Source organism: Pseudomonas sp. GW823-FHT06E10 (assembly GCF_058794995.1).
Genome location: NZ_JBXAHJ010000015.1, coordinates 167995 through 190767 on the forward strand (window position 1 = coordinate 167995; position 22773 = coordinate 190767).

Genomic DNA, 22773 nt, shown 5'->3' on the forward strand with positions numbered 1-22773 from the left:
ACGCACTCCCCCCTGTAGGAGCGAGCTTGCTCGCGATGGTCGTCAACGATAACGCGGGAAGCCTGGCGCCCCGCGGCGTTCTTGGGATCATCGCGAGCAAGCTCGCTCCTACAGGGGGGGGCGCCACTCCACCCGCACGCCACCGCCAATTCCCTGACCAATACGTTAAACTGGCGCCACTGCTGTCTGGAGCTACTTTATGCGCGAAGAGTTGAACCAAGGCCTGATCGATTTCCTCAAGGCCTCCCCTACCCCGTTCCATGCCACCGCCAGCCTTGTTCAGCGTCTGGAAGCGGCGGGCTACCAACGCCTCGACGAGCGCGAGCCGTGGAATACCGAAGCCAACGGTCGCTACTACGTCACCCGCAACGACTCTTCGATTGTCGCGATCAAGATGGGCCGCCATTCACCGCTGCACGGCGGCATTCGCCTGGTCGGCGCCCACACCGACAGCCCGTGCCTGCGCGTCAAGCCGCAACCGGAACTGCAACGCCAGGGCTTCTGGCAACTGGGCGTTGAAGTCTATGGCGGCGCACTGCTGGCGCCGTGGTTCGACCGCGACCTCTCCCTGGCGGGCCGCGTAACCTTCCGTCGTGATGGCAAGGTCGAGAGCCAGTTGATCGACTTCAAGGCACCGGTCGCGATCATTCCGAACCTGGCGATTCACCTCAACCGCGAAGCCAACATGGGCTGGGCAATCAACGCCCAGACCGAACTGCCGCCGATCCTCGCGCAATTTGCCGGTGACGAGCGCGTGGACTTCCGCGCGGTGCTCACCGATCAACTCGCCCGTGAACACGGCCTGAACGCGGACGTGGTGCTCGATTACGAGCTGAGCTTCTACGACACCCAAAGCGCTGCGGTCATTGGCCTGCATGGCGACTTCATCGCCGGCGCGCGCCTGGACAACCTGCTGTCGTGCTACGCCGGCCTGCAAGCGCTGTTGACGGCCGACACCGACGAAACCTGCGTGCTGGTCTGCAACGACCACGAAGAAGTCGGTTCCTGCTCGGCCTGCGGTGCCGACGGCCCGATGCTTGAGCAAACCTTGCGTCGCTTGCTGCCTGAAGGTGATGAATTCGTACGCACCATTCAGAAATCCCTGCTGGTTTCGGCTGACAACGCCCACGGCGTGCATCCGAACTACGCCGACAAGCACGATGCCAACCACGGCCCGAAACTCAACGCCGGCCCGGTGATCAAGGTCAACAGCAATCAGCGCTACGCCACCAACAGCGAAACCGCCGGGTTCTTCCGTCACCTGTGCATGGCTGAAGAAGTGCCGGTGCAAAGCTTCGTAGTGCGCAGCGACATGGGCTGTGGTTCGACCATCGGCCCGATCACCGCCAGCCACCTGGGCGTGCGCACCGTGGATATCGGCTTGCCGACGTTCGCCATGCACTCGATCCGCGAACTGTGCGGCAGCCATGACCTGGCGCATCTGGTCAAGGTACTGAGCGCGTTCTACGCCTGCCGCGAATTGCCGTAAGCCCCGCAATACCCTGTAGGAGCGAGCCTGCTCGCGATGGACGTGAACGATTACGCGTGTTTTCTGGATAAACACGGCGCCCTGAAGTTCATCGCGAGCAAGCTCGCTCCTACAGACAACACGGTGCAAAAAAGCCGCCTAGACTTCCAGTATCCCTTCGACAAGGCCGTCTCCATGATTTCGATGTCTACCTTTCACGCCATGCTGATTCCGATTCTTGCCGGGATGCTCCTGCTGGCCGTCGGCTTCAACTTTCGCGATAAGAATGCCGGTGTGTTTGCCATGTGGATCGGCATGCTGACCATTCTCGCGACCGTTGTTCTCAAGATCCTCGCCAAACTCAACGAATAATTCCTCGCCCTTGGCTCGCATTGATTTTGACGGGCTCGTACACTCGGTCGATCCGCTCCCTGCGAGGTTGACCGTCTAGTGTTCGCTCGTCTTTTTTCCCTCCCGTGTATTGTCCTTGTCTGCCTGATGACGCTGCTGTCAGTGGCGCCTGCCCAGGCGGCCGGCCTGCCGGGCCTGCTCAACAACCAGGCCAAGGCGCAGCCCGAAGCACAGGAACCGCTGGGGCAATCTCTGGACGAAGTGATCAAGTCACTGGAGAACGACCAGCAACGCACCAAGCTGCTGGCCGACCTGAAAAGGCTCCGCGACACCACCAAACAGGCCCAGCCGATTACCGAAGAAGGCGTACTGGGTCTGATTGGCGGAACCCTGGCCAATTTCGAGAAGAAATTTTCCGGCGTCGACAGTCCGCTCACGCTCTGGTCCAGTGAATTCGATCAGGCCAGGGAAGAACTGGTGGCGTTGGCGCTGCCGGCCAATGAATGGCTGCCCATGCTGTTCGCCTTTGCCATGATCCTGATGGTCTGGAGCCTGCTGGCCGCCGCCCTGATCTGGATCAGCCACCGCGTGCGGATGCGTTTCGGCCTGACCGAAGAACTGCCGCAGCATCCCAGGGCCCTGGACATGTTGCGTTTTGCGCTGCGCAAACTCGGGCCATGGCTGATCGCCCTGGTGATCACGGTCTACATGAGCTACGCCCTGCCCTCGTCCCTGGGCAAAAGCCTGGCGATGGTGCTGGCCTATGCACTGGTGGTCGGCACCTGCTTCTCGGCCATCTGCGTGATTGCCTTTTCCCTGCTCGACGGCCCACACCGCCACCGCGCCTTGTACATCCTGCGGCACCAGGCGTTTCGACCGCTATGGCTGATCGGCAGCTTCGCCGCGTTTGGCGAAGCGCTGAGCGATCCGCAACTGGTCAACAGCCTCGGCAGCCATCTGGCCCATACCGCCGCGACTGCCGCCAATGTCCTGGCCGCGCTCTCCACGGGGCGCTTCATCCTGCGTTTCCGCCGGCCGATCGCCCACCTGATCCGCAACCAGCCGCTGTCCCGGCGCCTGACCCGCCGCGCCCTCAACGACACCCTGTCGATTCTCGGCACCTTCTGGTACGTGCCGGCGTTGGTGCTGGTGGCCATTTCCCTGTTCGCGACGTTCATTTCCGCCGGCGACACCAGCACCGCCCTGCGCCAGTCGCTGATCTGCACCGTTTTGCTGGTGTTGTGCATGGTCATTAACGGCCTGGTACGCCGCCACGCCCTCAAACCGCAGCGCGGCATCCGGCGCTACGCGGTGTATTCGGAACGGCTGAAAAATTTCTTCTACACCATCGTTCACCTGTTGGTGTGGCTGGCCTTTATCGAACTCGGCCTGCGGGTCTGGGGCATGTCGTTGATCCGCTTTACCGAAGGCGACGGCCACGAAGTCAGCGTCAAACTGTTCAGCCTCGCCGGCACGCTGCTGTTTGCCTGGCTGATCTGGATTCTCAGCGATACCGCCGTGCACCACGCACTCACCCGCTCGCGCAAAGGCCTGGCCAACGCCCGCGCACAGACGATGATGCCGCTGATCCGCAATGTGCTGTTCATAGCGATTTTCATCATCGCGCTGATCGTTGCCCTGGCGAACATGGGCATGAACGTCACACCCCTGCTGGCCGGTGCCGGTGTGATCGGTCTGGCCATCGGTTTTGGTGCGCAGTCGCTGGTAGCCGACCTGATTACCGGGTTGTTCATCATCATCGAAGACTCCCTGGCCATTGACGACTACGTGGATGTCGGCGGCCACCTCGGCACGGTCGAAGGCCTGACCATCCGTACCGTGCGTCTGCGGGACATCGACGGCATCGTCCACACCATTCCGTTCAGCGAAATCAAAAGCATCAAGAACTACTCCCGGGAATTCGGCTACGCGATCTTCCGGGTAGCGGTGCCGGCCAACATGGACATCGACAACGCAATCAAACTGATGCGCGAAGTCGGCCAGAAAATGCGCACTGACCCGCTGCAGCGGCGCAATATCTGGTCGCCGCTGGAGTTCCAGGGGGTGGAAAGTTTCGAGTCGGGCAACGCGATCCTTCGCGCCCGGTTCAAGACGGCGCCGATCAAGCAGTGGGAGGTTTCGCGGGCGTTCAACCTGTCGCTCAAGCGGCACATGGATGAAGCCGGACTGGATCTGGCGACACCGCGGATGAGTGTGCACATAATGACGCCGGGCGTAGCGCAAGAATAATCATGAAAAGGCAGCTTCAAATTATCCAAAGCTGCCTTGAACTGAAAAAATTCACGACTTGATCAAACTATAGAACCTGACTCAAGCAGCTGGTACTCCGACACTTCCTATAGTCAGTTCAATCGATGCAGGTTTTGCCGAGTACGGTTTTTTTTCAGGGTACTCAATCCAACTGTCGTCACCTGTTGGAACTAAATATTTGGTTGTACCTCTGATTGAATCCACCTTTATTTTTTGCGCTGCTATCAAGAAGTTATAGAGCGTATCCGCATCTTCAAAACCATCATCACCTCCAAACTGCAGAACCGGGGCGCCACAGGCCGTAACCAGATTAACCATTTTACTCCCCTGACTGGCGCCGCCCCACACCGAACCAGAAGCACTATCAAATAGTTGAAACATGGCCGGATCAGCGTTAAGCGTTAGAAACCCCTTTTCATTACAACCAATCCAACCATTCTGTTCGCCAGCCACCTGAATTTTGCAAAAAGGCCCCGTATAAATAAAATAAAACTGCGCTGGCTCCCCATTATTCCATCGAGTCCCAACTGTTCCATTTTCCAGCACCATGATCGGACGACCTGAAACCCTCAAAGTAGCACCAAATATTGAAAGCATAATAATTCCTTATAAAATTTAACTCCATAAGCTGCCTTAAAAGCAGCCATATCAACCTACACAAATAACCACTAAACAAGCCAACCAAATCACGCGCCATTAATTTCAAAGTTTAACAACACCAAACACTCCCCAAACAAATAACAATCAACCAACATCGTCCATCTCACACCAATACACCGATGTTCACCCTAAAAAATATCAAACTACATCAACTCCAACATGAATCGCATCATGCCGCCAGAACTCCAGGTCGCAGTCGATCAAGCGTTCATGCTGGTCATAGTTAACCCGGGCAATCTGCAAGCCCGGGCTACCCACCGACACCTTCAACGCCGCCGCCGCATCCACCGACAACGCCGTAGGTACAATCTCGAAGCGCACCCGCCCGTAGTGCAAATCGTAATGCCGCGCATACAACTCGGTAATCGACTGATTCAGATCGAACTCAAGAATCCCCGGGAAATACTGTGGGTTCAGATAGTGCTCCACATACAACACCAGTCGCCCGTCAATCCGCCGTGAACGGCAGATCTGAATCACGCTCGACAGCGCCGGCAATTGCAGCCAGGCACACACCGCCGCCGACGCCGGCTGCAATCGCGCCGAAATCACCTCGGTCGACGGCACCCGCCCCTGGGCGCTGACCATCGCGTGAAAGTGGCTACGCTGCATGAGGTTGTAGGCCAGGCGTGGCGGCGAGACGAACCAGCCGCGACGCTCCTCGCGATAAATCTGCCCCTGGGACTCCAACTGCAACAACGCTTCACGCAAAGTGATCCGTGTGGTGCCAAACAATTCACTGAGCTTGCGTTCGGCCGGCAATTTGCTGCCGGGGGTCAACAGTCCATGGTCGATCTGCTCCTGAAGCACCTGGCCGATGGCTGTTACCGCTTTTGTTGCCTCTTCACGCATCAACGTTTCCTTTCTGGACTAGACCAGCACCATTTCAGGGCAGAACCGCAGTGTAAACCGGCTCATTCAATAGTCTGCAAGCGTAGGCAGCGCAGATGAACCAGATGTGACAAAGCCGCCCAACGGTCGCAATTCCCTGCCTTCAACAACTTGCAATTCATCGGCCAAGTCCCTTGCCCTCCGGGGTCTTGACCATGGTCTACGCTTAGCAGGCCAGTCGCGATACCGCTGAACAAAAAGTCATTCCGGGCGACGAACGACATCAAAGTGTCATCCAGCCCCCTTAAATTGGCTCAGGTATTGCTGACCTAGACCAACACGAACCGCAATCGCAGCGTTGAACACGACCCAAGGAGCTTCGGAATGAAAAAGCTTTTCCTGGCATCACTGTTAGGCTCGACCATCGCAATGTGCACCGCGGCCATCGCGGCCGATGATCTGAAAACCCTGGAAGCCGCTGCGAAAGCGGAAGGCGCCGTCAACAGCGTTGGCATGCCCAATGACTGGGCCAACTGGGCCGGCACCTGGAAAGACCTGAGCGACAAGTACGGCCTCAAGCACATCGACACCGACATGAGCTCGGCCCAGGAGATCGCCAAGTTCGCCGCGGAAAAAGACAACGCCAGCGCCGACATCGGCGACGTCGGTGCAGCGTTCGGCCCAATCGCGGTCAAGCAAGGCGTGGTCCAGCCCTACAAGCCTTCGACCTGGGATCAGATTCCGGCCTGGGCCAAGGACAAAGACGGCAACTGGGCACTGGCCTACACCGGCACCATCGCTTTCATCGTCAACAAGAAGTTGCTGCATGGCTCCGAGGCGCCAACCAAGTGGGCTGACCTCAAGGGCGGCAAATACAAGGTCTCCATCGGCGACGTGAGCACCGCGGCCCAGGCAGCCAACGGCGTATTGGCCGCGGCACTGGCCAACGGTGGCGACGAGAAAAACCTCAAGCCTGCCCTGGATCTGTTCGCCGACATCGCCAAGCAAGGTCGCCTGTCGATGTCCAACCCGACGATTGCCACCATGGAAAAAGGCGAAATCGAAGTCGGCGTGGTCTGGGACTTCAACGGCCTGAGCTACAAGGCCAAGATGGCCAACCCGGATGACTACGTGGTGCTGATCCCGTCCGACGGCTCGGTGATCTCCGGCTACACCACAATCATCAACAAGTACGCGAAAAACCCGAATGCAGCCAAGCTGACCCGCGAATACATCTTCAGTGACGCCGGCCAGATCAACCTGGCCAAGGGCAACGCCCGTCCGATCCGTGCTGAACACCTGACCCTGCCAGCCGAGGTGCAGGCCAAGCTGCTGCCTAACGAGCAGTACAAGAAGGTCACGCCGATCAAGGACGCGGACGCCTGGGAGAAGACTTCCAAGGCCCTTCCTCAGAAGTGGCAGGAAGAAGTCATCATCAATATGCAGTAAGCGGGTAGCCCACCAACGGGAGGCCTGATGGAGATCCCTGTGGGAGCGAGCTTGCTCGCGATAGCGACCTGACATTCAGCATTGATGTTGAATGGAAGTCCCTCATCGCGAGCAAGCTCGCTCCCACAAGGGATTGGTTGCGTACTTGAATCATCTGTTTTGCGGAGTTTTTGCCCCTATGAAGCACAACGTCATCCTTGTCGTGCTCGACGGCCTCAACTACGAGGTCGCCCGCCACGCCATGGGGCACCTGCAGGCCTACGTCGGCGCAGGACGCGCGGCACTCTACAAACTGCAGTGCGAGTTGCCGGCCCTGTCCCGCCCCCTGTACGAATGCATCCTGACCGGCGTTACGCCGATCGACAGCGGCATCGTCCACAACAATGTCTCGCGCCTGTCCAACCAGCGCAGCATCTATCACTACGCCACTGACGCAGGCCTTGTCACCGCGGCGGCGGCCTATCACTGGGTCAGCGAGCTGTACAACCGCTCGCCCTTCGTGGCGGCCCGGGACCGTCACACCGATGACCCGCAACTACCGATCCAGCATGGGCATTTTTACTGGAACGATCACTACCCGGATTCGCACCTGTTCGCCGACGCCGAAAACCTGCGCCTGCGCCATGCACCGAATTTTCTGCTGATCCACCCGATGAACATCGACGACGCCGGGCACAAGCACGGCCTCGACACCCCGCAGTACCGCAACAGTGCCCGCTCGGCCGACATCATCCTGGCCGACTACCTGCAAGGCTGGCTCGATGCCGGTTACCAAGTGCTGGTCACCGCCGACCACGGCATGAACAACGACCGCTCCCACAACGGGCTGCTTGCCGAAGAACGCGAAGTACCGCTGTTCGTCCTCGGCGACGCTTTCAGTTTCGATTCGGGCGCTGCGCCCGAACAGACTGACATTTGCGGCACCGTCTGCGAACTGCTGGGCGTGCCTCACGACAAGCCGGTGTGCCGGGAGCTTCTGAAGTGAATTCCATGACTCGCGGCAAATGGCTCGCGGCCTTGTGCCTGGTTCCATTTGCGCTGTTCTTCATCGTGTTCGAAATCGCACCGCTGACCTGGGTGATGATCAACAGCCTGCAATCGGAAGAGTTCGGCTGGGGCCTGGCCAACTTCAGCAAGATCTTCAGCTCGAAGTTTTACCTGCAGGCCATCCAGTACAGTCTCGAGATCAGCTTCTGGTCCAGCGTGTTCGGGATCGTCATCGCGGTACTCGGCGCCTATTCCCTGCGCCGGGTGGACTCAAAACTGCGCAATTTCGTCAACGCCTTCGCCAACATGACCAGTAACTTCGCCGGCGTGCCCCTGGCCTTCGCGTTCATCATTCTGCTCGGCTTCAACGGCAGCTTCACCATCATGCTCAAGCAGGCCGGAATAATTCAGGACTTCAACCTGTACTCGAAAACCGGGCTGATCATTCTCTACACCTACTTCCAGATTCCCCTCGGCGTGCTGCTGCTGTATCCGGCCTTCGATGCACTGCGCGAAGACTGGCGTGAGTCCGCTGCGCTGCTCGGCGCCGACGGTTGGCAGTACTGGCGGCACATCGGCTTGCCTGTTTTGACGCCGGCACTGCTGGGCACCTTCGTGATCCTGCTGGCAAACGCCCTCGGTGCCTACGCCACGGTGTACGCCCTGACCACCGGCAACTTCAACGTGCTGCCGATCCGCATCGCGGCGATGGTGTCCGGTGACATTTCCCTGGACCCGAACCTGGCCAGCGCCCTGGCCGTGGTGCTTGTGGCCTTGATGACCCTGGTGACCATCGTGCATCAGTTGCTGTTGAAGAGGAGCTACCATGTCTCGCGCTGAACTGGGGCCCGCCGGTGTCTACCACCGCGTCGTGGTGTATCTGCTGTTTGCCATCCTGCTGTTGCCGCTGCTCGGCACGCTGATCTATTCGATCTCCAGCAGTTGGTCGGCGACCATTCTGCCCAGTGGCTTCACCCTCAAGTGGTACATCCAGCTGTGGAGCGATCCGCGCTTCCTGAATGCGTTCGGGCAGTCGCTGCTGGTCTGCGTCGGTTCGCTGATTCTTTCGGTAGTGCTGATTCTGCCGTTGCTGTTCGTGGTGCATTACCACTTCCCGAAACTCGACGCACTGATGAACATCCTGATCCTGCTGCCCTTCGCCGTGCCGCCGGTGGTGTCGTCGGTGGGGCTGTTGCAGCTTTATGGTTCCGGACCATTCGCCATGGTCGGCACGCCGTGGATCCTGATCGGTTGCTACTTCACCGTGGCGCTGCCGTTCATGTACCGGGCGATCACCAACAACCTGCAGGCGATCAACCTGCGCGACCTGATGGATGCCGCCCAGTTGCTCGGCGCCAGCACCTTTCAAGCCGCCTTCCTGGTGGTGCTGCCGAACTTGCGCAAGGGCCTGATGGTGGCGTTGCTGCTGTCGTTCTCGTTCCTGTTCGGTGAGTTCGTGTTCGCCAACATCCTTGTCGGTACCCGCTACGAAACCCTGCAGGTCTACCTCAACAACATGCGCAACAGCAGCGGTCATTTCACCAGTGCGCTGGTGATTTCCTACTTCTTCTTTGTGCTGGTTCTGACCTGGATTGCCAATATCTTGAACAGGGACAAAAGCGAATGAGCTATGTCAGCGTCCAACATCTTCAGAAAAGCTTCGCCGGCACCACGGTGTTCAGCGATATCAATTGCGAAATCCAGAAAGGTGAATTCGTCACCCTGCTCGGTCCGTCCGGTTGCGGCAAATCCACCCTGCTGCGCTGCATCGCCGGCCTGACTTCGGTGGATGGCGGCAAAATCCTGCTCGATGGTGCCGATATCGTGCCGGTGAGCCCGCAGAAACGCGGGATCGGCATGGTGTTCCAAAGCTATGCGCTGTTCCCCAACATGACCGTGGAGCAAAACGTCGCCTTCGGCCTGCGCATGCAAAAGGTCAATGCCGATGACAGCCGCAAACGCGTCGCAGAAGTGCTCAAACTGGTGGAACTCAATGACTTTGCCGCGCGTTACCCGCACCAACTGTCGGGCGGTCAGTGCCAGCGCGTGGCCCTCGCCCGCTCCCTGGTGACCCGGCCACGCCTGTTGTTGCTGGATGAACCGTTGTCGGCCCTGGACGCGCGGATTCGCAAGCACCTGCGTGAACAGATCCGTCAGATCCAGCGTGAACTGGGCTTGACCACGATTTTCGTCACACACGATCAGGAAGAAGCCCTGACCATGTCTGACCGGATTTTCCTGATGAATCAGGGAAAGATCGTACAAAGTGGCGACGCCGAAACCCTCTACACTGCGCCAGTCGATGTGTTCGCCGCCGGGTTCATCGGCAACTACAACCTGCTGGACGCCGACAGCGCCTCGAAGCTGTTGCAGCGACCGATCAACAAGCGCATTGCCATTCGCCCGGAAGCCATCGAACTGAGCCTCGACGGTGAACTGGACGCGCAAGTGCGCAGCCACAGCCTGCTGGGCAACGTGATTCGCTACCGGGTCGAAGCCCGGGGTGTGGAATTGGTGGTGGATGTGCTGAACCGCTCGGCGGCCGACCTGCATCCCGATGGTCAGCGCCTGGCGCTTTCCATCGATCCGACGGCCCTGTGTGAGGTAGCCTGATGCCTTTGCTGACGCTGAAGAGAGAACTGCACTGATGGCCCTGGCAATTTTTGATCTGGACGAAACCCTGATCCACGGCGACTGCGCCTCACTGTGGAGCGAGCAAATGGTCCGCCTCGGCTGGGTCGATGGCGAGTCGTTCCTGCGTCGCGACAAGGAATTGATGGATGCCTACGGCAGGGGCCATCTGGCCATGGAGGACTACATGGCCTTCAGCCTGGAACCATTGATTGGTCGTACACCTGAAGAAGTCGCGCACCTGGTTGGTCCGTGGGTAGAGGACTTCATCGAGCCGATCATTTTCAGCGATGCCACCAAAGCCATCGCGGCGCATCGCAAGGCCGGCGACCGGATCCTGGTGATCTCGGCCTCGGGCACGCACCTGGTCGGTCCCATCGCCGAGCGCCTGGGCATCGACGAGATTCTGGGCATCGAACTGGAAGTGGCCCATGGCGTCTACACCGGCCACACCGTTGGCACCCTGACCTACCGCGAAGGCAAGATCACCCGCTTGCTGGAGTGGCTGGATGCAGAGGAGGAAAACCTCGAAGGCGCGAGTTTCTATTCCGACTCACGCAATGACCTGCCGCTGTTGCTGAAGGTGGATTTCCCCCACGTGGTCAACCCGGATCCGGTGTTGCGCGAGCAGGCTGAAAAGGCTGGCTGGCCGATCCATATCTGGAAGTAACCCGGATCCCCTGTGGGAGCGAGCTTGCTCGCGATAGCAGTGTGTCAGTCAACGTTAATGCCGACAGACAGACCGCCATCGCGAGCAAGCTCGCTCCCACAGTTTTTTGTGTTGTCAGGTGAGGCTTTCGTCAATCACCAGCACCACTTTCCCCGCCACGGTATTACTCGCCAACTCGGCAAACGCCGCCTCGGCATCCTTGATCGGGAATGTCCTGGCCAGTTGCGGGCTCAAGCGCCCTTCAGCAAACAACGGCCACACATGCTGGCCCAAATCACTGAACAGATCGGCCTTGAACTGATCGTCGCGACTGCGCAAAGTCGAACCCAGCAACTGCACACGCTTGGCCAGCACCTGAGCCAGATCCAGCTTGGCCTCGCGGCCGCCCATCAGACCGATCAACACCCAGCGGCCATCCTGCGCCAGCAGCTTGAGGTTCAGGGCCGCGTAATTGCCGCCCACCGGATCGAGAATCACATCGAACGGCCCCAGATCCCGCAGGCTCTCCAGATCGCCATTACGCACCACGCCGCCCTGGGCGCCCAGCGCTTCGCAGTACGCCAATCGCTCTGCGGAGCCGACGCTGACCCAGCACGGGTTACCGAAAGCTTTGCACAGCTGAATGGCAGCTGAACCGATTCCACTTGCCCCGGCATGCAGAAGAACTTTCTGACCCGGTTTGAGCGCGGCCAGTTGAAACAAATTCAACCAGACTGTTGCATAAACTTCGGGCAATGCAGCCGCTTCGAACAGTGACATTCCATCGGGAACCGGCAGCACATGCCGCCCGTCGACAACCACCTCTTCGGCCATCCCGCCCCCGGCCAGCAAGGCGCAAACCCGATCGCCAACCTGCCAGGAGGACCCGGCACCCACCTCGCTGATGACCCCCGAGCACTCTAGACCGAGCACTTGACTGGCCCCTGGCGGGGGCGGGTAAAGGCCGGCCTTCTGCAACAAATCGGCACGATTGAGGCCCGCTGCCGCCACTCGAATACGAACTTGTCCTACATCGCATGCAGGACTCGGCTCATCAACCCATACCACTTGACCGTCAACGCCTTGCAATGCTTTCACAGTGCCTCCATAGTGAGTCTGGACTGAGCCCGAAGCTATAGCGTCGGGTTTTTTGCATTATGCGACCGGCTCCCAAAGAACCGGCGACTTCAAAGACGGCCTAATATGCGTTATCAATTGTCCCCGCGTCGAATCAGCATGAAGCATCTGTTCCCCAGCACTGCCCTCGCTTTACTCATCGGTATCGGCTTGCTGCCGATGTCGAGCAATACATTCGCAGCCAATAGCTGGGACAAGCTTCAACCCGATCGTGACGAAGTGATCGCCAGTCTGAACGTCGTGGAGTTGCTCAAGCGCCACCACTACAGCAAGCCGCCGCTCGATGACGCACGCTCGGTAATCATCTACGACAGCTACCTCAAGCTGCTGGATCCGTCGCGCAGCTACTTCATGGCCAGCGACATTGCCGAATTCGACAAGTGGAAGACGCAGTTCGACGATTTCCTCAAGAGCGGCGACCTGAACGCCGGGTTCACCATCTACAAGCGCTACCTGGACCGCGTCAAGGCGCGTCTGGACTTCGCTATTGCCGAGCTGAACAAAGGCGTCGACAAGATCGACTTCACCACCAAGGAAACCTTGCTGATCGACCGCAAGGACGCCCCTTGGCTCAAATCCACCGCAGAACTCGACGACCTGTGGCGCAAACGCGTCAAGGACGAAGTCCTGCGTCAGAAGATCGCCGGCAAGGATTCCAAGCAGATCCAGGAAACCCTGACCAAGCGCTACAAGAACCAGTTGGCGCGCCTGGACCAGACCCGCGCGGAAGACATCTTCCAGGCGTACATCAACACCTTCGCCATGTCCTACGACCCGCACACCAACTATCTGTCGCCGGATAACGCGGAGAACTTCGACATCAACATGAGCCTGTCCCTCGAGGGCATCGGTGCCGTGTTGCAAAGCGATAACGACCAGGTGAAAGTCGTGCGCCTGGTGCCGGCAGGTCCCGCGGACAAGACCAAGCAGGTTGCACCGGCCGACAAGATCATCGGCGTTGCCCAGGGCAACAAGGAAATGGTCGACGTCGTGGGCTGGCGCCTGGACGAAGTGGTCAAGCTGATCCGTGGTCCGAAGGGCACCGTGGTGCGCCTGGAAGTTATCCCGGCCAGCAATGCGCCGAACGACCAGACCACCAAGATCGTGCCGATCACCCGTGAAGCGGTGAAACTCGAAGATCAGGCCGTGAAGAAGTCGGTCTTGAATCTGAAGCAGGACGGCAAGGACTACAAGCTCGGTGTCATCGAGATCCCGGCGTTCTATCTGGACTTCAAGGCCTTCCGTGCCGGCGATCCGGATTACAAGAGCACCACCCGCGACGTCAAGAAACTGCTGACCGAATTGCAGAAAGAGAAAGTCGACGGCGTGGTCATCGACCTGCGCAACAACGGCGGCGGTTCCTTGCAAGAGGCCACCGAGCTGACCAGCCTGTTCATCGACAAAGGCCCGACCGTGCTCGTGCGTAACGCCGATGGCCGGGTCGATGTCCTGGAGGATGAAAATCCGGGCGCGTTCTACAAAGGCCCGATGGCGTTGCTCGTCAACCGCCTGTCCGCCTCGGCTTCGGAGATTTTTGCCGGCGCCATGCAGGACTACCACCGCGCGCTGATCATCGGCGGCCAGACCTTCGGCAAAGGCACCGTGCAGACCATTCAGCCGCTCAACCATGGCGAGCTGAAACTGACCCTGGCCAAGTTCTACCGGGTTTCCGGGCAGAGCACCCAGCATCAGGGCGTCTTGCCGGACATCGATTACCCGTCGATCATCGACACCAAGGAAATCGGTGAAAGCGCCCTGCCGGAAGCCATGCCATGGGACACCATCAAGGCGGCGATCAAGCCTGCGCTCGACCCGTTCAAGCCGTACATTTCGCAGCTCCAGTCCGAGCATGACGTGCGTACGGCCAAAGATGCGGAGTTCGTGTTCATCCGTGACAAGCTGGCCCTGGCGCAGAAACTGATGGCCGAGAAAACCGTCAGCCTCAATGAAGTCGAGCGTCGTGCCCAGCACGCCGACATCGAAGCCAAACAGCTGGCCATGGAAAACATCCGTCGCAAGGCCAAGGGCGAAGAGCCGCTCAAAGAGCTGAAGAAAGAAGACGAGGACGCCATCGCGGCCGAGGATGACAAGACCAAACCGGAAGACGACGCCTACCTCAGCGAAACAGGGCGGATTCTGCTGGACTACCTGAAACTCAACACGGCAGTGGCCAAGCACTGAGTTTGTACAAACAACTGATGGCAATTTAATGCTGACGCCCCGGTAGCGTCATCAAACAGTCATCATTCTGTCGTGAAATAAAGGACCGGGCGTGCTCTTTTTACCAAGGGCACGCCCGGTCCTTTTTTTATTGCCAGAGATCGCCATGACCACAACCGAACAGCTGAGTGCCTTGAGCTCGATCCTGAGTCAAAGCGGTTTACACAGTCTGTTCCAACCGATCATCAGCCTCTCTGAACGACGCATCCTCGGTTACGAAGCCCTCAGTCGTGGCCCCTCCAACAGCCCTCTGCACTCCCCTGTCGCCCTGTTCGCCGTCGCCCGCCAGGCCGGACGCCTGAGCGAGCTGGAAATTGCCTGCCGCAAAAGCGCTTGCCGACGCTTCAATGAGCAACAACTGCCTGGCCTGTTGTTCCTTAACGTGTCCCCGGAGTCCCTGCTCGAAGCGGCCCATCAACCGGGGCGCACCCTGCAATTGCTGCAGGATTTCGGCATTGCGCCAAGCCGGGTGGTCATCGAGCTCACGGAACAGACGCCGACGGATGATTTCCAGCTGCTGCAAACCGCCCTGCATCACTATCGGGCGATGGGGTTTTCGATTGCGCTGGATGATCTGGGGGCGGGCTATTCGAGTTTGCGCTTGTGGTCCGAGCTACGGCCGGATTACGTGAAAATCGACCGGCATTTCATTGATGGCATCCATCAGGATGCGCTCAAGCGCGAGTTCGTCGGCTCGATCCTGCAAATCGCCAAGGCCTCGCGGGCGCAAGTCATCGCCGAAGGTATCGAGCTCCCCGAAGAACTCACGGTGCTGACCGAAATGGGCGTGGACCTGGTGCAGGGCTATCTGCTCTGCCGCCCCCAGGAACACCCGCCACGGGATGCCCGGGCATTGATGCCCCGACAGGACAGCACCGCCGTTGCACTGAGCGAAGACGGCAGCGACCTCAGCGCCCTGCTCAACGAGCTGCCCGCGGTAAACCGCGACACGCCGACCGCCACGGTGCTCGAAGCCTTTCGCCGCCAGGCCAACCTGAACTCGCTGGCAGTCCTGGATGAACAGGGTCAACCCTGCGGCATTGTCCATCGTCATTCGCTCTCCGACGCCCTGCTCAAGCCCTTTGCCACTGACCTGTTCGCCCGCAAGCCCATCAGCCGCCTGATGAACGATGACTTCCTCGCCGTCGAGCTGAGCCAGTCACTGCAACAAGTCAGCCGCCTGATCACCAGCCGTGCCCGCCAGCGCATCGAAGAAGATTTCATCATTACCCTCAACGGCGGTTACCTGGGGTTGGGCCGGGTGATCGACGTGCTCAAGCTGATCACGGAACTGAAGATCCAGCAGGCCCGCTACGCCAACCCGTTGACCTTGCTTCCGGGCAACGTGCCGATTCAGCAATGCCTGACGCGACTGCTGCAACAGCGAAGGGAATCGGTGATCTGCTACGTGGACATTGATAGCTTCAAACCTTTCAACGACATCTACGGTTATGGTCGTGGCGACGAAGTCCTGCTGTGCCTGGCGCAATGCCTGAACGATCGCGTCGACCCGTCCCGCGACTTTGTCGGCCATATCGGCGGCGATGATTTCCTGCTGGTGCTAGGCCCGGAAGACTGGCGCAAACGTTTGAACCAGTTGCTCGACGACTTCCAGAGCCAGTGCCGGCGCTTCTACCGCAGCGAGCACCTGGAAGCCGGCTGCTTCATCGCACCCAATCGCCAGGGGCAGCGCCAGGAGTTTGCGTTGTTGTCGCTGTCGATCGGCGTAGTGCATTTGCATCCACAGGCCTGTGGACAACTCGATGCGAGCCAGTTGGCCGAGATGGCATCACAGGCCAAGCACCATGCGAAGAATGTGCAGGGCTATAGCGTGCATGTGATTGATAGCCGGGTGGTTTCGACTGTTGAAGAGCTGCTCGTTTCCGGGCATCGATAAGGGCGCTTTCCGGCTTCACTCCGATCAACGAGGCGCCGAGGAAGACTTCAGCTCTTCGAGCTTGATCGGCGCCAATGGATGCCCGGCCTTCGCCGCCATCTCCCAGAATCGCGCCGCTTCGACCGGATCCGGAGCCTTGATCGCCGTCCCGGCCAGTGTGATCACGCCCACCTGATACGCCGCCTTGCCATCGCCCGCCAACGCCGCCAGGCGCAACAAACGCACGCCCTCCTCACGAGCACCGAGGCCGACGCCGCGAAACGCCAGGATGTGCCCATAGAAGCTCTGGGCGCCGACATCGCCCAGGTTGGCCATGCGTGCGAACTGGCCTTCGAGCCAGCGCCAGCCACGTGGCTGACGGACAAACCATGACCAATGAAACAATCGGTGCGCGAGCCAGTAACCAGCCCGCGCCTTGAGTTGTAAAAACACTCAGGCCTCGGCCGATTCCGGGTATTCGTACTCGAACACCCGCACCACTTCCGAAGCATGCCAGGACGCGGCGGCAACGCCGTCAGACGGCCCGGAAAAACGCCCGAGACGCTCGACACACTCAAAGAATCCAGTGCGCGGCAAGCGGCTGGCGCCCTGACTGATCACCAGTGAACTGCGCAATGGCTGCTCCGCCCTGGCGTCCAAAGCCGCCAGATGCTCAAGGGCCGCCGTCAGGGTCTGCATGGCCGGGGTCGGCAGCTGCAAACGCTCCAGCAATGCCCGGTACGTCAACAGATGGCGCTGGCGACGCGCCTGATCCAGTTCGCCGAGCAATCCGTCCCAATGTTGACGACTGATGCGTACGCTCACGATTCATCCCTCCACCCTGGCACCGTCAATTCCCAGGCCAGGCTACGGCGAATCGCAGCGTCGGGCAGACGCTCGCCACTTTCGATCATGGCCAGGTAAGACGGGCTGATGCCTACCGTGCGGGCCAACGCCTCGATGGCGATGCCCTTCCCCTCGCGCAAACTGCGTAGTTGATCCAGACCCGGAAGTATCGCGTCTGGTGTCGCCGCCTGAGGCTTCGTGGCTTGAGGCGACGCTTGCTCTTTGATGCCCGCTGCTTTCAATAACGCCTGATACTGAGCCCATGGCAGAACCGCATATTCGGGCTCGCCTTCGCGTGTAATTATCTGAATATCCATCACTACCCCGTAGGACAACAACACTTAGCGAGTCGGCACTTTTCCCTAGAAGTGTAATCCTAACAGCGGCCAAGGTCGCGGGGGGCATCAATCTATGAACTCATCAAAATCGAATCAGTGTTTTTTCGGGCCTTGAAGTTGAAGTTGCTCGGGGGTATCAGGCAGACGCTCAACCACCGCGAGCTTCTCCGGCACCTGCCGTTTGCGCCAGGCACGGAAGGCATTGAGCTCGTCGTCGAGCACTTTCATCAGCCATGCCAGTACCGCGATGTCATCGAGCATGCCAAATACTGGAATGAAATCCAGGATCGCATCCACCGGACTGAGGAAATACATCAGGCCCGCGACAACCGAAACCAGCGCCTTGGGGCTGATGGCGCGATACTCACCACGCCAGTAGGCCAGGCAGAGTGCCTGCAACAGCTTCAAGTCGTCCTTGATCTTGCCCAATCGATTACCCTGGCTTGCGCCTTTACTGGCGACCGCGAACAACAGGGTTGGCAATCGACCGCGTGCCAGCAGACGTCCGGCCAGTGGCAGGAAACGAGCGAAACTCCAGGGCGTTTTCATCATTCCTCCCGTTGAAATGTTATCCACACAAATTGTGGATAACCTTGTGAACAGAGCTGCTTTTCATCGCTGTAAGCCCCGTTTTACAAGGCCCGCGTTCAGATCGGGCGTTTTTTACTCATCAAAAAAAACCCATAATTTCATTGACTTGGCGGCCTTGTGCGTCTACCGCCAACACTATTATGCCTAAGACTCCAGCCTAGAGCGTCTGTTCGTTTTGTTTACCCGTACCGAACGCCAGATGCAACAACGCCCCGCATGAGCGAGGCGTTGTTATCGAAGCAGGCGCTGGTTACTTGGCAGCGGCGTCTTCTTTTCCCGGATCCTTGATGGCCAGCAGTTCCAGGTCGAATACCAGCACCGAGTTGGCTGGAATCGCCGGGCTTGGGCTTTGAGCACCGTAAGCCAGGTCAGCAGGGATGTACAGCTTGTACTTCTCGCCAACGTGCATCAGTTGCAGGCCTTCGACCCAACCCGGGATCACACCGCTGACCGGCAGATCAATCGGGCTGCCGCGCTCGACGGAGCTGTCGAATACGGTGCCATTGGTCAGCTTGCCGGTGTAGTGAACGGTCACTACGTCAGTCGGCTTTGGCTGAGGACCATCGGCTTTCTGCACGACTTCGTACTGCAAGCCCGAAGCGGTGGTGGTCACGCCAGCTTTCTTGGCGTTGTCTTCGAGGAATTTCTTGCCGGCAGCCGCCGACTCTTCGCTCATCTTGGCCATGCGCTCTTCGGCACGCTTTTGCAGTGCGGCGAACGCCTCGACCAGTTCTTCGTCTTTGAGCTTCTGCTCTTTCTTGCCGACGGCGTCTTCGATGCCCTGGGCTACAGCCTTGGAATCCAGGTCATCCATGCCTTCCTGAGCCAGGCTCTTGCCCATGTTCAGGCCAATGCCGTAGGAAGCTTTTTGCGCCGGAGTTTTCAGCTCTACGCTGGTCTGCGAATCACAACCCGCGAGTACCAGGCCAACCAGGGCTACCGCCGCCGCCAACCGATGCTGTTTCATGCTATTTCCTTGTTCATGCGCCTAAAGGGCAATCGAGTAAAGCCGCGAGCTTATCAGGCCGCCACGACCAATGGCTACCGGCATGAGAGCCGGAAACAATTGATAAGTTCAGGTGTTTAAACGCATTTCACAATTCCTGTCGATGAAGCTTCTTTCATCTTGTTCCGACGCAGGCTGATTCCTGAACCTACAATATCTGGCGTAATGGCCTCTTGCCCCACCCTGAGTGCTCGGGCATAACGGCAGGATAATTCGACAAGGAAGTTTATTTTGCGCCTCTTCTTTCGTTTGCTGATTCTCATCGCACTACTGCTCGGGCTGGTCATCGCCGTGGTTCTTTATTACGTCGCCAACCCGAAATTGCCGGCCTGGTCGCCCGCACAACAGGTGCATTACCTGGAGCAATGGAGCGCCGCCGATCGAGATACTTATTACTTCACGCCCCAGGGCACTCAGGTCAAAGGCTTGCGCTATGACTGGTTCACTGCCCTCGAACTGCCCTTCTCACAACAACGCTTCGCCACCCCCGAATACCTCGCCCGCTTCGGTTTCCTGGTGGACCCCGGCCAGGCACCAACACCGAACAACCCCGGCAACCTCCCGGCAGGCTTTACCCGGCACCAGAACGCGGGTAGCCCGGATGTGTTTCTGGATATCACCTGCGCGGCCTGCCACACCGGTGAACTGCGTTTCAAGGGTCAAGCCCTGCGTATCGACGGCGGCTCGGCGCAACATGTGCTGCCGTCCAGTGTTCCTACGCTCAAAGGCGGCAGTTTCGGACAGGCGCTGGTGGCCAGCCTCGCCTCCACTTACTACAACCCGTGGAAATTCGAGCGCTTCGCACGCAACGTGCTTGGCCAGGACTACGAGACGCGCCACCAACAGTTGCGCAAAGATTTCAAATCTTCACTGGATACATTCCTCAAAGTGGCCTGGAACGACACCCATCGCGGGCTCTATCCGACCGAGGAAGGCCCGGGGCGCACAGACGCCTTCGGGCGCATCGCCAACGCCAGCTTCGGTGATGCGATTTCCCCCGACAACTACCGCGTGGCCAATGCCCCGGTCGATTATCCACAGCTGTGGGACATGTGGACGTTCGAATGGGTGCAGTGGAATGGTTCGGCGAAACAACCCATGGCCCGCAACATCGGCGAGGCGTTGGGCGTCGGCGCCACGCTGAACTTCTTCGACAAGAACGGCCAGCCGCTGATGGGCGATGCCCGCTATCCGTCCAGTGTCCGCGTGCGCGATCTGCACCTGATCGAAGAAACCCTGCAACGACTCTCGCCTCCGGCCTGGCCGGAAGACCTGTTGGGCGCGGTCGACAAGCCTCTGGCAGCCCAGGGGCGCGCCTTGTTCGCCGAAAACTGCGCGGGTTGCCATGTACCGCGCACCACCCAGGGCGAGGGACGATACGTCCAGCACCTGAAAATGCTCCCGGTGGATTACATCGGCACAGACCCCGGCGCGGCCAACAACATCGCCGACCACCGCTTCGACCTGACAGCGCTGCAATGGAAGCAGGCCGAACTGGAAAAACTCGATGTCGAGCCAAAACCCGACGAGCCTCTGGACCTGAGCAAGATGTCCGTGGCCAAGGGACTGGCCTATGTCACCGCCTATGTCCAGGGCCGCGCGTATCAAGACGCCAATGTCACCCCTGCCGAGCGCCCTGAAATGGACGGTTTCGGTCTGCCAATCGGAGTGCGCGAATTGCGTTCGTACAAGGCCAGGCCATTGGCGGGTGTATGGGCGACACCGCCGTTTCTGCACAACGGTTCGGTACCGAGTATTTATCAGCTGCTGTCGCCTCAAGATGAGCGTGCGACCACGTTCTATAAAGGCACTTTCGAATACGACCCGGGACACCTGGGTTACCGCACCGAAGCCTTTGCCAATGGCTTCCTGTTCGACACGCGTATCACCGGCAACCACAACAGTGGCCATGAATTCCGTGCCGGCAAACTCGGCAATGGCGTGATCGGCCGCGGGTTGCAACCGCAAGAACGCTGGGCATTGCTGGAGTATCTGAAAGTGCTGGGCGGCCCGCTGGAGGCGCAATTGCCATGACCACTGCCTCAGTCAGGAGAACGTTCCCATGCTGATAACGCTCTGGCTGCGCCTGGGCGCCTTCCTCGCCAGGCTGTTGCTGTGGTCACTGATTCTCGGCGTGCTGGGCTGGGCCCTGGCCAGCGCCTGGTTTGCCTGGCAGCATCGCGGGCCGGTCTCGGCGCAGGAATTGATTGCGGACGACGAAGCGGCGATGACCCTGGACATCATCCAGACCGCCGTGCGCATCGTCGATCAGCACCGTGAAAGCACCCGCTACCTGCGCGACGCCCATGCCAAGGCCCATGGCTGTGTGAAGGCCGAGGTTCAGGTGCTGCCGGAACTGCCAGGCGAACTGCGCCAGGGTGTGTTCAGCGAGCCGGGCAAAACCTGGCAAGCGACAATGCGCCTGTCCAACGGCAATGCCTACCCGCAGTTCGACAGCATCCGCGACGCCCGGGGCATGGCGATCAAACTGTTCGATGTGCCGGGCAAGCAACTGTTGAGCGACCGGCAGGGCCGAGGCGAACAGGACTTTGTGATGTTCAACCACCCGAACTTCTTTGTCAGTAATGTCGCCGAATACCGTCAGAACGTCGCCGCCCAGGCCGACGGTAAAAAGATGATGGCCTTCTTCCCCGGCCGGGATCCACGCACCTGGCAGGTTCGCCACCTGTTCATTGCCCTGGCGACACTGGCCCCTGCCCCGTCGAGCCCGACCCAGACGACGTACTTTTCGGTTTCACCCTACAAATTCGGTGAAGCCAATGCGAAGTTCCGGGTCATGCCCGATCCCGATGGCTGCCCGGCCTACAGCCTGCCGGAACAGAATCGCAAGCTGCCGAACTTTCTGCGCAATGCGCTGAACCAACAGCTGTCGACCGACCGGGTGCCTGCGTGTTTCGCTTTGCAAATCCAGCGACAGGACGCCAACAAGTACATGCCGATTGAAGACACCAGCATTGAGTGGCGCGAGAGCGATGCGCCCTTCGAGACGGTGGCGCGAATCAAGGTTCCGGCGCAGGACTTCGATACACCGGCGCTGAACCTGCAATGCGACAACCAGTCGTTCAATCCCTGGTTCGGCGTCGAGGCGCACCGACCGATTGGCGGGATCAATCGCCTGCGCAAGGCCGTGTATGAAGCCGTCAGCGACTACCGGCACAGCCGTAACGCCGGACTGTAGGAGCGAGCTTGCTCACGAAAAACCCATGGGCGCCGCTGGCTATCTGAATCTACGCGTTATCGTTAACGACCATCGCGAGCCAGCTCGCTCCTACGGGGAGCGAGAAAAGCCAAATCCCGGACAGCAAAAAGCCCGCACAAGGCGGGCTTTCTGTGGTGACCTGGCGTTCAGTGTTCCAGGTTACCGAATATGGCGCAGCGGACGGGACTCGAACCCGCGACCCCCGGCGTGACAGGCCGGTATTCTAACCGACTGAACTACCG

21 protein-coding genes are annotated in these 22773 nt (G+C 59.3%); 13 read left to right on the forward strand and 8 right to left on the reverse strand.

Annotated elements, in window-relative coordinates:
* Window positions 1–199 precede the first annotated feature (199 nt).
* The 3 genes from AC1Q6Y_RS22670 to AC1Q6Y_RS22680 all read left to right on the forward strand — a co-directional run bounded on the left by AC1Q6Y_RS22670 (window position 200) and on the right by AC1Q6Y_RS22680 (window position 4069).
* Complete coding sequence (locus AC1Q6Y_RS22670) at window positions 200–1489, forward strand: M18 family aminopeptidase (RefSeq protein WP_007974949.1); 1290 nt, start codon at window positions 200–202, stop codon at window positions 1487–1489.
* A 36-nt stretch (window positions 1490–1525) separates the two neighbouring features.
* Window positions 1526–1840 carry a hypothetical protein gene (locus AC1Q6Y_RS22675; RefSeq protein ID WP_489340657.1) on the forward strand — a complete coding sequence of 105 codons (315 nt, stop codon included), beginning with the start codon at window positions 1526–1528 and terminating at the stop codon, window positions 1838–1840.
* Between the two features lie 126 nt (window positions 1841–1966).
* Window positions 1967–4069: a mechanosensitive ion channel family protein gene (locus AC1Q6Y_RS22680; RefSeq protein ID WP_492625191.1), complete on the forward strand. Its 2103-nt coding sequence runs from the start codon at window positions 1967–1969 to the stop codon at window positions 4067–4069.
* 81 nt (window positions 4070–4150) lie between these two features.
* On the opposite strand, the gene AC1Q6Y_RS22685 is transcribed toward AC1Q6Y_RS22680, so the two are convergent.
* Both AC1Q6Y_RS22685 and AC1Q6Y_RS22690 read right to left on the reverse strand, forming a co-directional pair.
* The gene (locus tag AC1Q6Y_RS22685; RefSeq protein WP_131726885.1) at window positions 4151–4687 is read right to left on the reverse strand and encodes a hypothetical protein; all 537 of its coding nucleotides are present in this window, start codon (window positions 4685–4687) and stop codon (window positions 4151–4153) included.
* Between the two features lie 201 nt (window positions 4688–4888).
* A complete protein-coding gene (locus tag AC1Q6Y_RS22690) occupies window positions 4889–5602 on the reverse strand; it encodes a UTRA domain-containing protein (protein WP_057715771.1) in 714 nt (237 codons plus the stop codon).
* Window positions 5603–5965: 363 nt separating this feature from the next.
* Between AC1Q6Y_RS22690 and AC1Q6Y_RS22695 the strand changes: the two genes are divergently transcribed.
* The 6 genes from AC1Q6Y_RS22695 to AC1Q6Y_RS22720 all read left to right on the forward strand — a co-directional run bounded on the left by AC1Q6Y_RS22695 (window position 5966) and on the right by AC1Q6Y_RS22720 (window position 11318).
* Window positions 5966–7030, forward strand: a complete 1065-nt coding sequence (locus AC1Q6Y_RS22695) for an ABC transporter substrate-binding protein (protein ID WP_218497232.1) — start codon at window positions 5966–5968, stop codon at window positions 7028–7030.
* A 178-nt stretch (window positions 7031–7208) separates the two neighbouring features.
* Complete coding sequence (locus AC1Q6Y_RS22700; protein ID WP_492625192.1) at window positions 7209–8015, forward strand: alkaline phosphatase family protein; 807 nt, start codon at window positions 7209–7211, stop codon at window positions 8013–8015.
* A 5-nt stretch (window positions 8016–8020) separates the two neighbouring features.
* Window positions 8021–8857 (forward strand): ABC transporter permease, encoded by an 837-nt coding sequence (locus AC1Q6Y_RS22705; RefSeq protein WP_174245537.1) that lies wholly within the window; start codon window positions 8021–8023, stop codon window positions 8855–8857.
* Window positions 8844–9644 carry an ABC transporter permease gene (locus tag AC1Q6Y_RS22710; protein ID WP_090453956.1) on the forward strand — a complete coding sequence of 267 codons (801 nt, stop codon included), beginning with the start codon at window positions 8844–8846 and terminating at the stop codon, window positions 9642–9644. The genes AC1Q6Y_RS22705 and AC1Q6Y_RS22710 overlap by 14 nt, the downstream gene beginning before the upstream one ends.
* The gene (locus AC1Q6Y_RS22715) at window positions 9641–10630 is read left to right on the forward strand and encodes an ABC transporter ATP-binding protein (RefSeq protein WP_057715776.1); all 990 of its coding nucleotides are present in this window, start codon (window positions 9641–9643) and stop codon (window positions 10628–10630) included. Before AC1Q6Y_RS22710 ends, AC1Q6Y_RS22715 begins: the two co-directional genes overlap by 4 nt.
* A gap of 34 nt (window positions 10631–10664) precedes the next feature.
* Window positions 10665–11318, forward strand: coding sequence for an HAD family hydrolase (locus AC1Q6Y_RS22720; RefSeq protein ID WP_150814121.1), 654 nt, complete (start codon window positions 10665–10667; stop codon window positions 11316–11318).
* A gap of 114 nt (window positions 11319–11432) precedes the next feature.
* Here AC1Q6Y_RS22720 and AC1Q6Y_RS22725 read toward each other — a convergent pair whose 3' ends face one another.
* Entirely contained in the window at window positions 11433–12395 is a 963-nt protein-coding gene (locus AC1Q6Y_RS22725) for a zinc-binding dehydrogenase (protein WP_218497216.1), read from the reverse strand.
* A 138-nt stretch (window positions 12396–12533) separates the two neighbouring features.
* Between AC1Q6Y_RS22725 and AC1Q6Y_RS22730 the strand changes: the two genes are divergently transcribed.
* Together AC1Q6Y_RS22730 and AC1Q6Y_RS22735 are read left to right on the forward strand one after the other, a co-directional pair.
* The gene (locus tag AC1Q6Y_RS22730; RefSeq protein WP_492625193.1) at window positions 12534–14615 is read left to right on the forward strand and encodes a carboxy terminal-processing peptidase; all 2082 of its coding nucleotides are present in this window, start codon (window positions 12534–12536) and stop codon (window positions 14613–14615) included.
* Window positions 14616–14760: 145 nt separating this feature from the next.
* Window positions 14761–16551 (forward strand): bifunctional diguanylate cyclase/phosphodiesterase, encoded by a 1791-nt coding sequence (locus AC1Q6Y_RS22735; RefSeq protein WP_492625194.1) that lies wholly within the window; start codon window positions 14761–14763, stop codon window positions 16549–16551.
* A gap of 24 nt (window positions 16552–16575) precedes the next feature.
* On the opposite strand, the gene AC1Q6Y_RS22740 is transcribed toward AC1Q6Y_RS22735, so the two are convergent.
* The 5 genes from AC1Q6Y_RS22740 to bamJ all read right to left on the reverse strand — a co-directional run bounded on the left by AC1Q6Y_RS22740 (window position 16576) and on the right by bamJ (window position 19272).
* Window positions 16576–16983: an SEL1-like repeat protein gene (locus tag AC1Q6Y_RS22740; protein WP_492625195.1), complete on the reverse strand. Its 408-nt coding sequence runs from the start codon at window positions 16981–16983 to the stop codon at window positions 16576–16578.
* Window positions 16984–17355 carry a hypothetical protein gene (locus AC1Q6Y_RS22745; protein ID WP_007898892.1) on the reverse strand — a complete coding sequence of 124 codons (372 nt, stop codon included), beginning with the start codon at window positions 17353–17355 and terminating at the stop codon, window positions 16984–16986. It abuts the gene before it with no gap.
* Window positions 17352–17693 carry a helix-turn-helix domain-containing protein gene (locus AC1Q6Y_RS22750; RefSeq protein ID WP_007974980.1) on the reverse strand — a complete coding sequence of 114 codons (342 nt, stop codon included), beginning with the start codon at window positions 17691–17693 and terminating at the stop codon, window positions 17352–17354. Before AC1Q6Y_RS22750 ends, AC1Q6Y_RS22745 begins: the two co-directional genes overlap by 4 nt.
* A gap of 114 nt (window positions 17694–17807) precedes the next feature.
* Window positions 17808–18263, reverse strand: a complete 456-nt coding sequence (locus tag AC1Q6Y_RS22755) for a YkvA family protein (RefSeq protein WP_057715782.1) — start codon at window positions 18261–18263, stop codon at window positions 17808–17810.
* Between the two features lie 292 nt (window positions 18264–18555).
* The gene (bamJ, locus tag AC1Q6Y_RS22760) at window positions 18556–19272 is read right to left on the reverse strand and encodes a BamJ family beta-barrel-assembly machinery protein (protein WP_057715783.1); all 717 of its coding nucleotides are present in this window, start codon (window positions 19270–19272) and stop codon (window positions 18556–18558) included.
* Window positions 19273–19542: 270 nt separating this feature from the next.
* Between bamJ and AC1Q6Y_RS22765 the strand changes: the two genes are divergently transcribed.
* Window positions 19543–21345 (forward strand): di-heme-cytochrome C peroxidase, encoded by a 1803-nt coding sequence (locus tag AC1Q6Y_RS22765; RefSeq protein ID WP_492625196.1) that lies wholly within the window; start codon window positions 19543–19545, stop codon window positions 21343–21345.
* A gap of 28 nt (window positions 21346–21373) precedes the next feature.
* Complete coding sequence (locus AC1Q6Y_RS22770) at window positions 21374–22510, forward strand: catalase family protein (RefSeq protein WP_492625197.1); 1137 nt, start codon at window positions 21374–21376, stop codon at window positions 22508–22510.
* The last annotated feature ends 263 nt before the right edge of the window (window positions 22511–22773 follow it).

Bases quoted from the DNA above. Each gene is read 5' to 3' on its own strand.
- AC1Q6Y_RS22770 (WP_492625197.1), top strand. From the start codon at position 21,374: ATGCTGATAACGCTCTGGCTGCGCCTGGGCGCCTTCCTCGCCAGGCTG.
- AC1Q6Y_RS22670 (WP_007974949.1), top strand. From the start codon at position 200: ATGCGCGAAGAGTTGAACCAAGGCCTGATCGATTTCCTCAAGGCCTCC.
- AC1Q6Y_RS22755 (WP_057715782.1), bottom strand. From the start codon at position 18,263: ATGAAAACGCCCTGGAGTTTCGCTCGTTTCCTGCCACTGGCCGGACGT.
- bamJ (WP_057715783.1), bottom strand. From the start codon at position 19,272: ATGAAACAGCATCGGTTGGCGGCGGCGGTAGCCCTGGTTGGCCTGGTA.
- AC1Q6Y_RS22685 (WP_131726885.1), bottom strand. From the start codon at position 4,687: ATGCTTTCAATATTTGGTGCTACTTTGAGGGTTTCAGGTCGTCCGATC.
- AC1Q6Y_RS22680 (WP_492625191.1), top strand. From the start codon at position 1,967: ATGACGCTGCTGTCAGTGGCGCCTGCCCAGGCGGCCGGCCTGCCGGGC.
- AC1Q6Y_RS22735 (WP_492625194.1), top strand. From the start codon at position 14,761: ATGACCACAACCGAACAGCTGAGTGCCTTGAGCTCGATCCTGAGTCAA.
- AC1Q6Y_RS22715 (WP_057715776.1), top strand. From the start codon at position 9,641: ATGAGCTATGTCAGCGTCCAACATCTTCAGAAAAGCTTCGCCGGCACC.
- AC1Q6Y_RS22700 (WP_492625192.1), top strand. From the start codon at position 7,209: ATGAAGCACAACGTCATCCTTGTCGTGCTCGACGGCCTCAACTACGAG.
- AC1Q6Y_RS22705 (WP_174245537.1), top strand. From the start codon at position 8,021: ATGACTCGCGGCAAATGGCTCGCGGCCTTGTGCCTGGTTCCATTTGCG.
- AC1Q6Y_RS22695 (WP_218497232.1), top strand. From the start codon at position 5,966: ATGAAAAAGCTTTTCCTGGCATCACTGTTAGGCTCGACCATCGCAATG.
- AC1Q6Y_RS22710 (WP_090453956.1), top strand. From the start codon at position 8,844: ATGTCTCGCGCTGAACTGGGGCCCGCCGGTGTCTACCACCGCGTCGTG.
- AC1Q6Y_RS22675 (WP_489340657.1), top strand. From the start codon at position 1,526: ATGGACGTGAACGATTACGCGTGTTTTCTGGATAAACACGGCGCCCTG.
- AC1Q6Y_RS22720 (WP_150814121.1), top strand. From the start codon at position 10,665: ATGGCCCTGGCAATTTTTGATCTGGACGAAACCCTGATCCACGGCGAC.
- AC1Q6Y_RS22750 (WP_007974980.1), bottom strand. From the start codon at position 17,693: ATGGATATTCAGATAATTACACGCGAAGGCGAGCCCGAATATGCGGTT.
- AC1Q6Y_RS22690 (WP_057715771.1), bottom strand. From the start codon at position 5,602: ATGCGTGAAGAGGCAACAAAAGCGGTAACAGCCATCGGCCAGGTGCTT.
- AC1Q6Y_RS22730 (WP_492625193.1), top strand. From the start codon at position 12,534: ATGAAGCATCTGTTCCCCAGCACTGCCCTCGCTTTACTCATCGGTATC.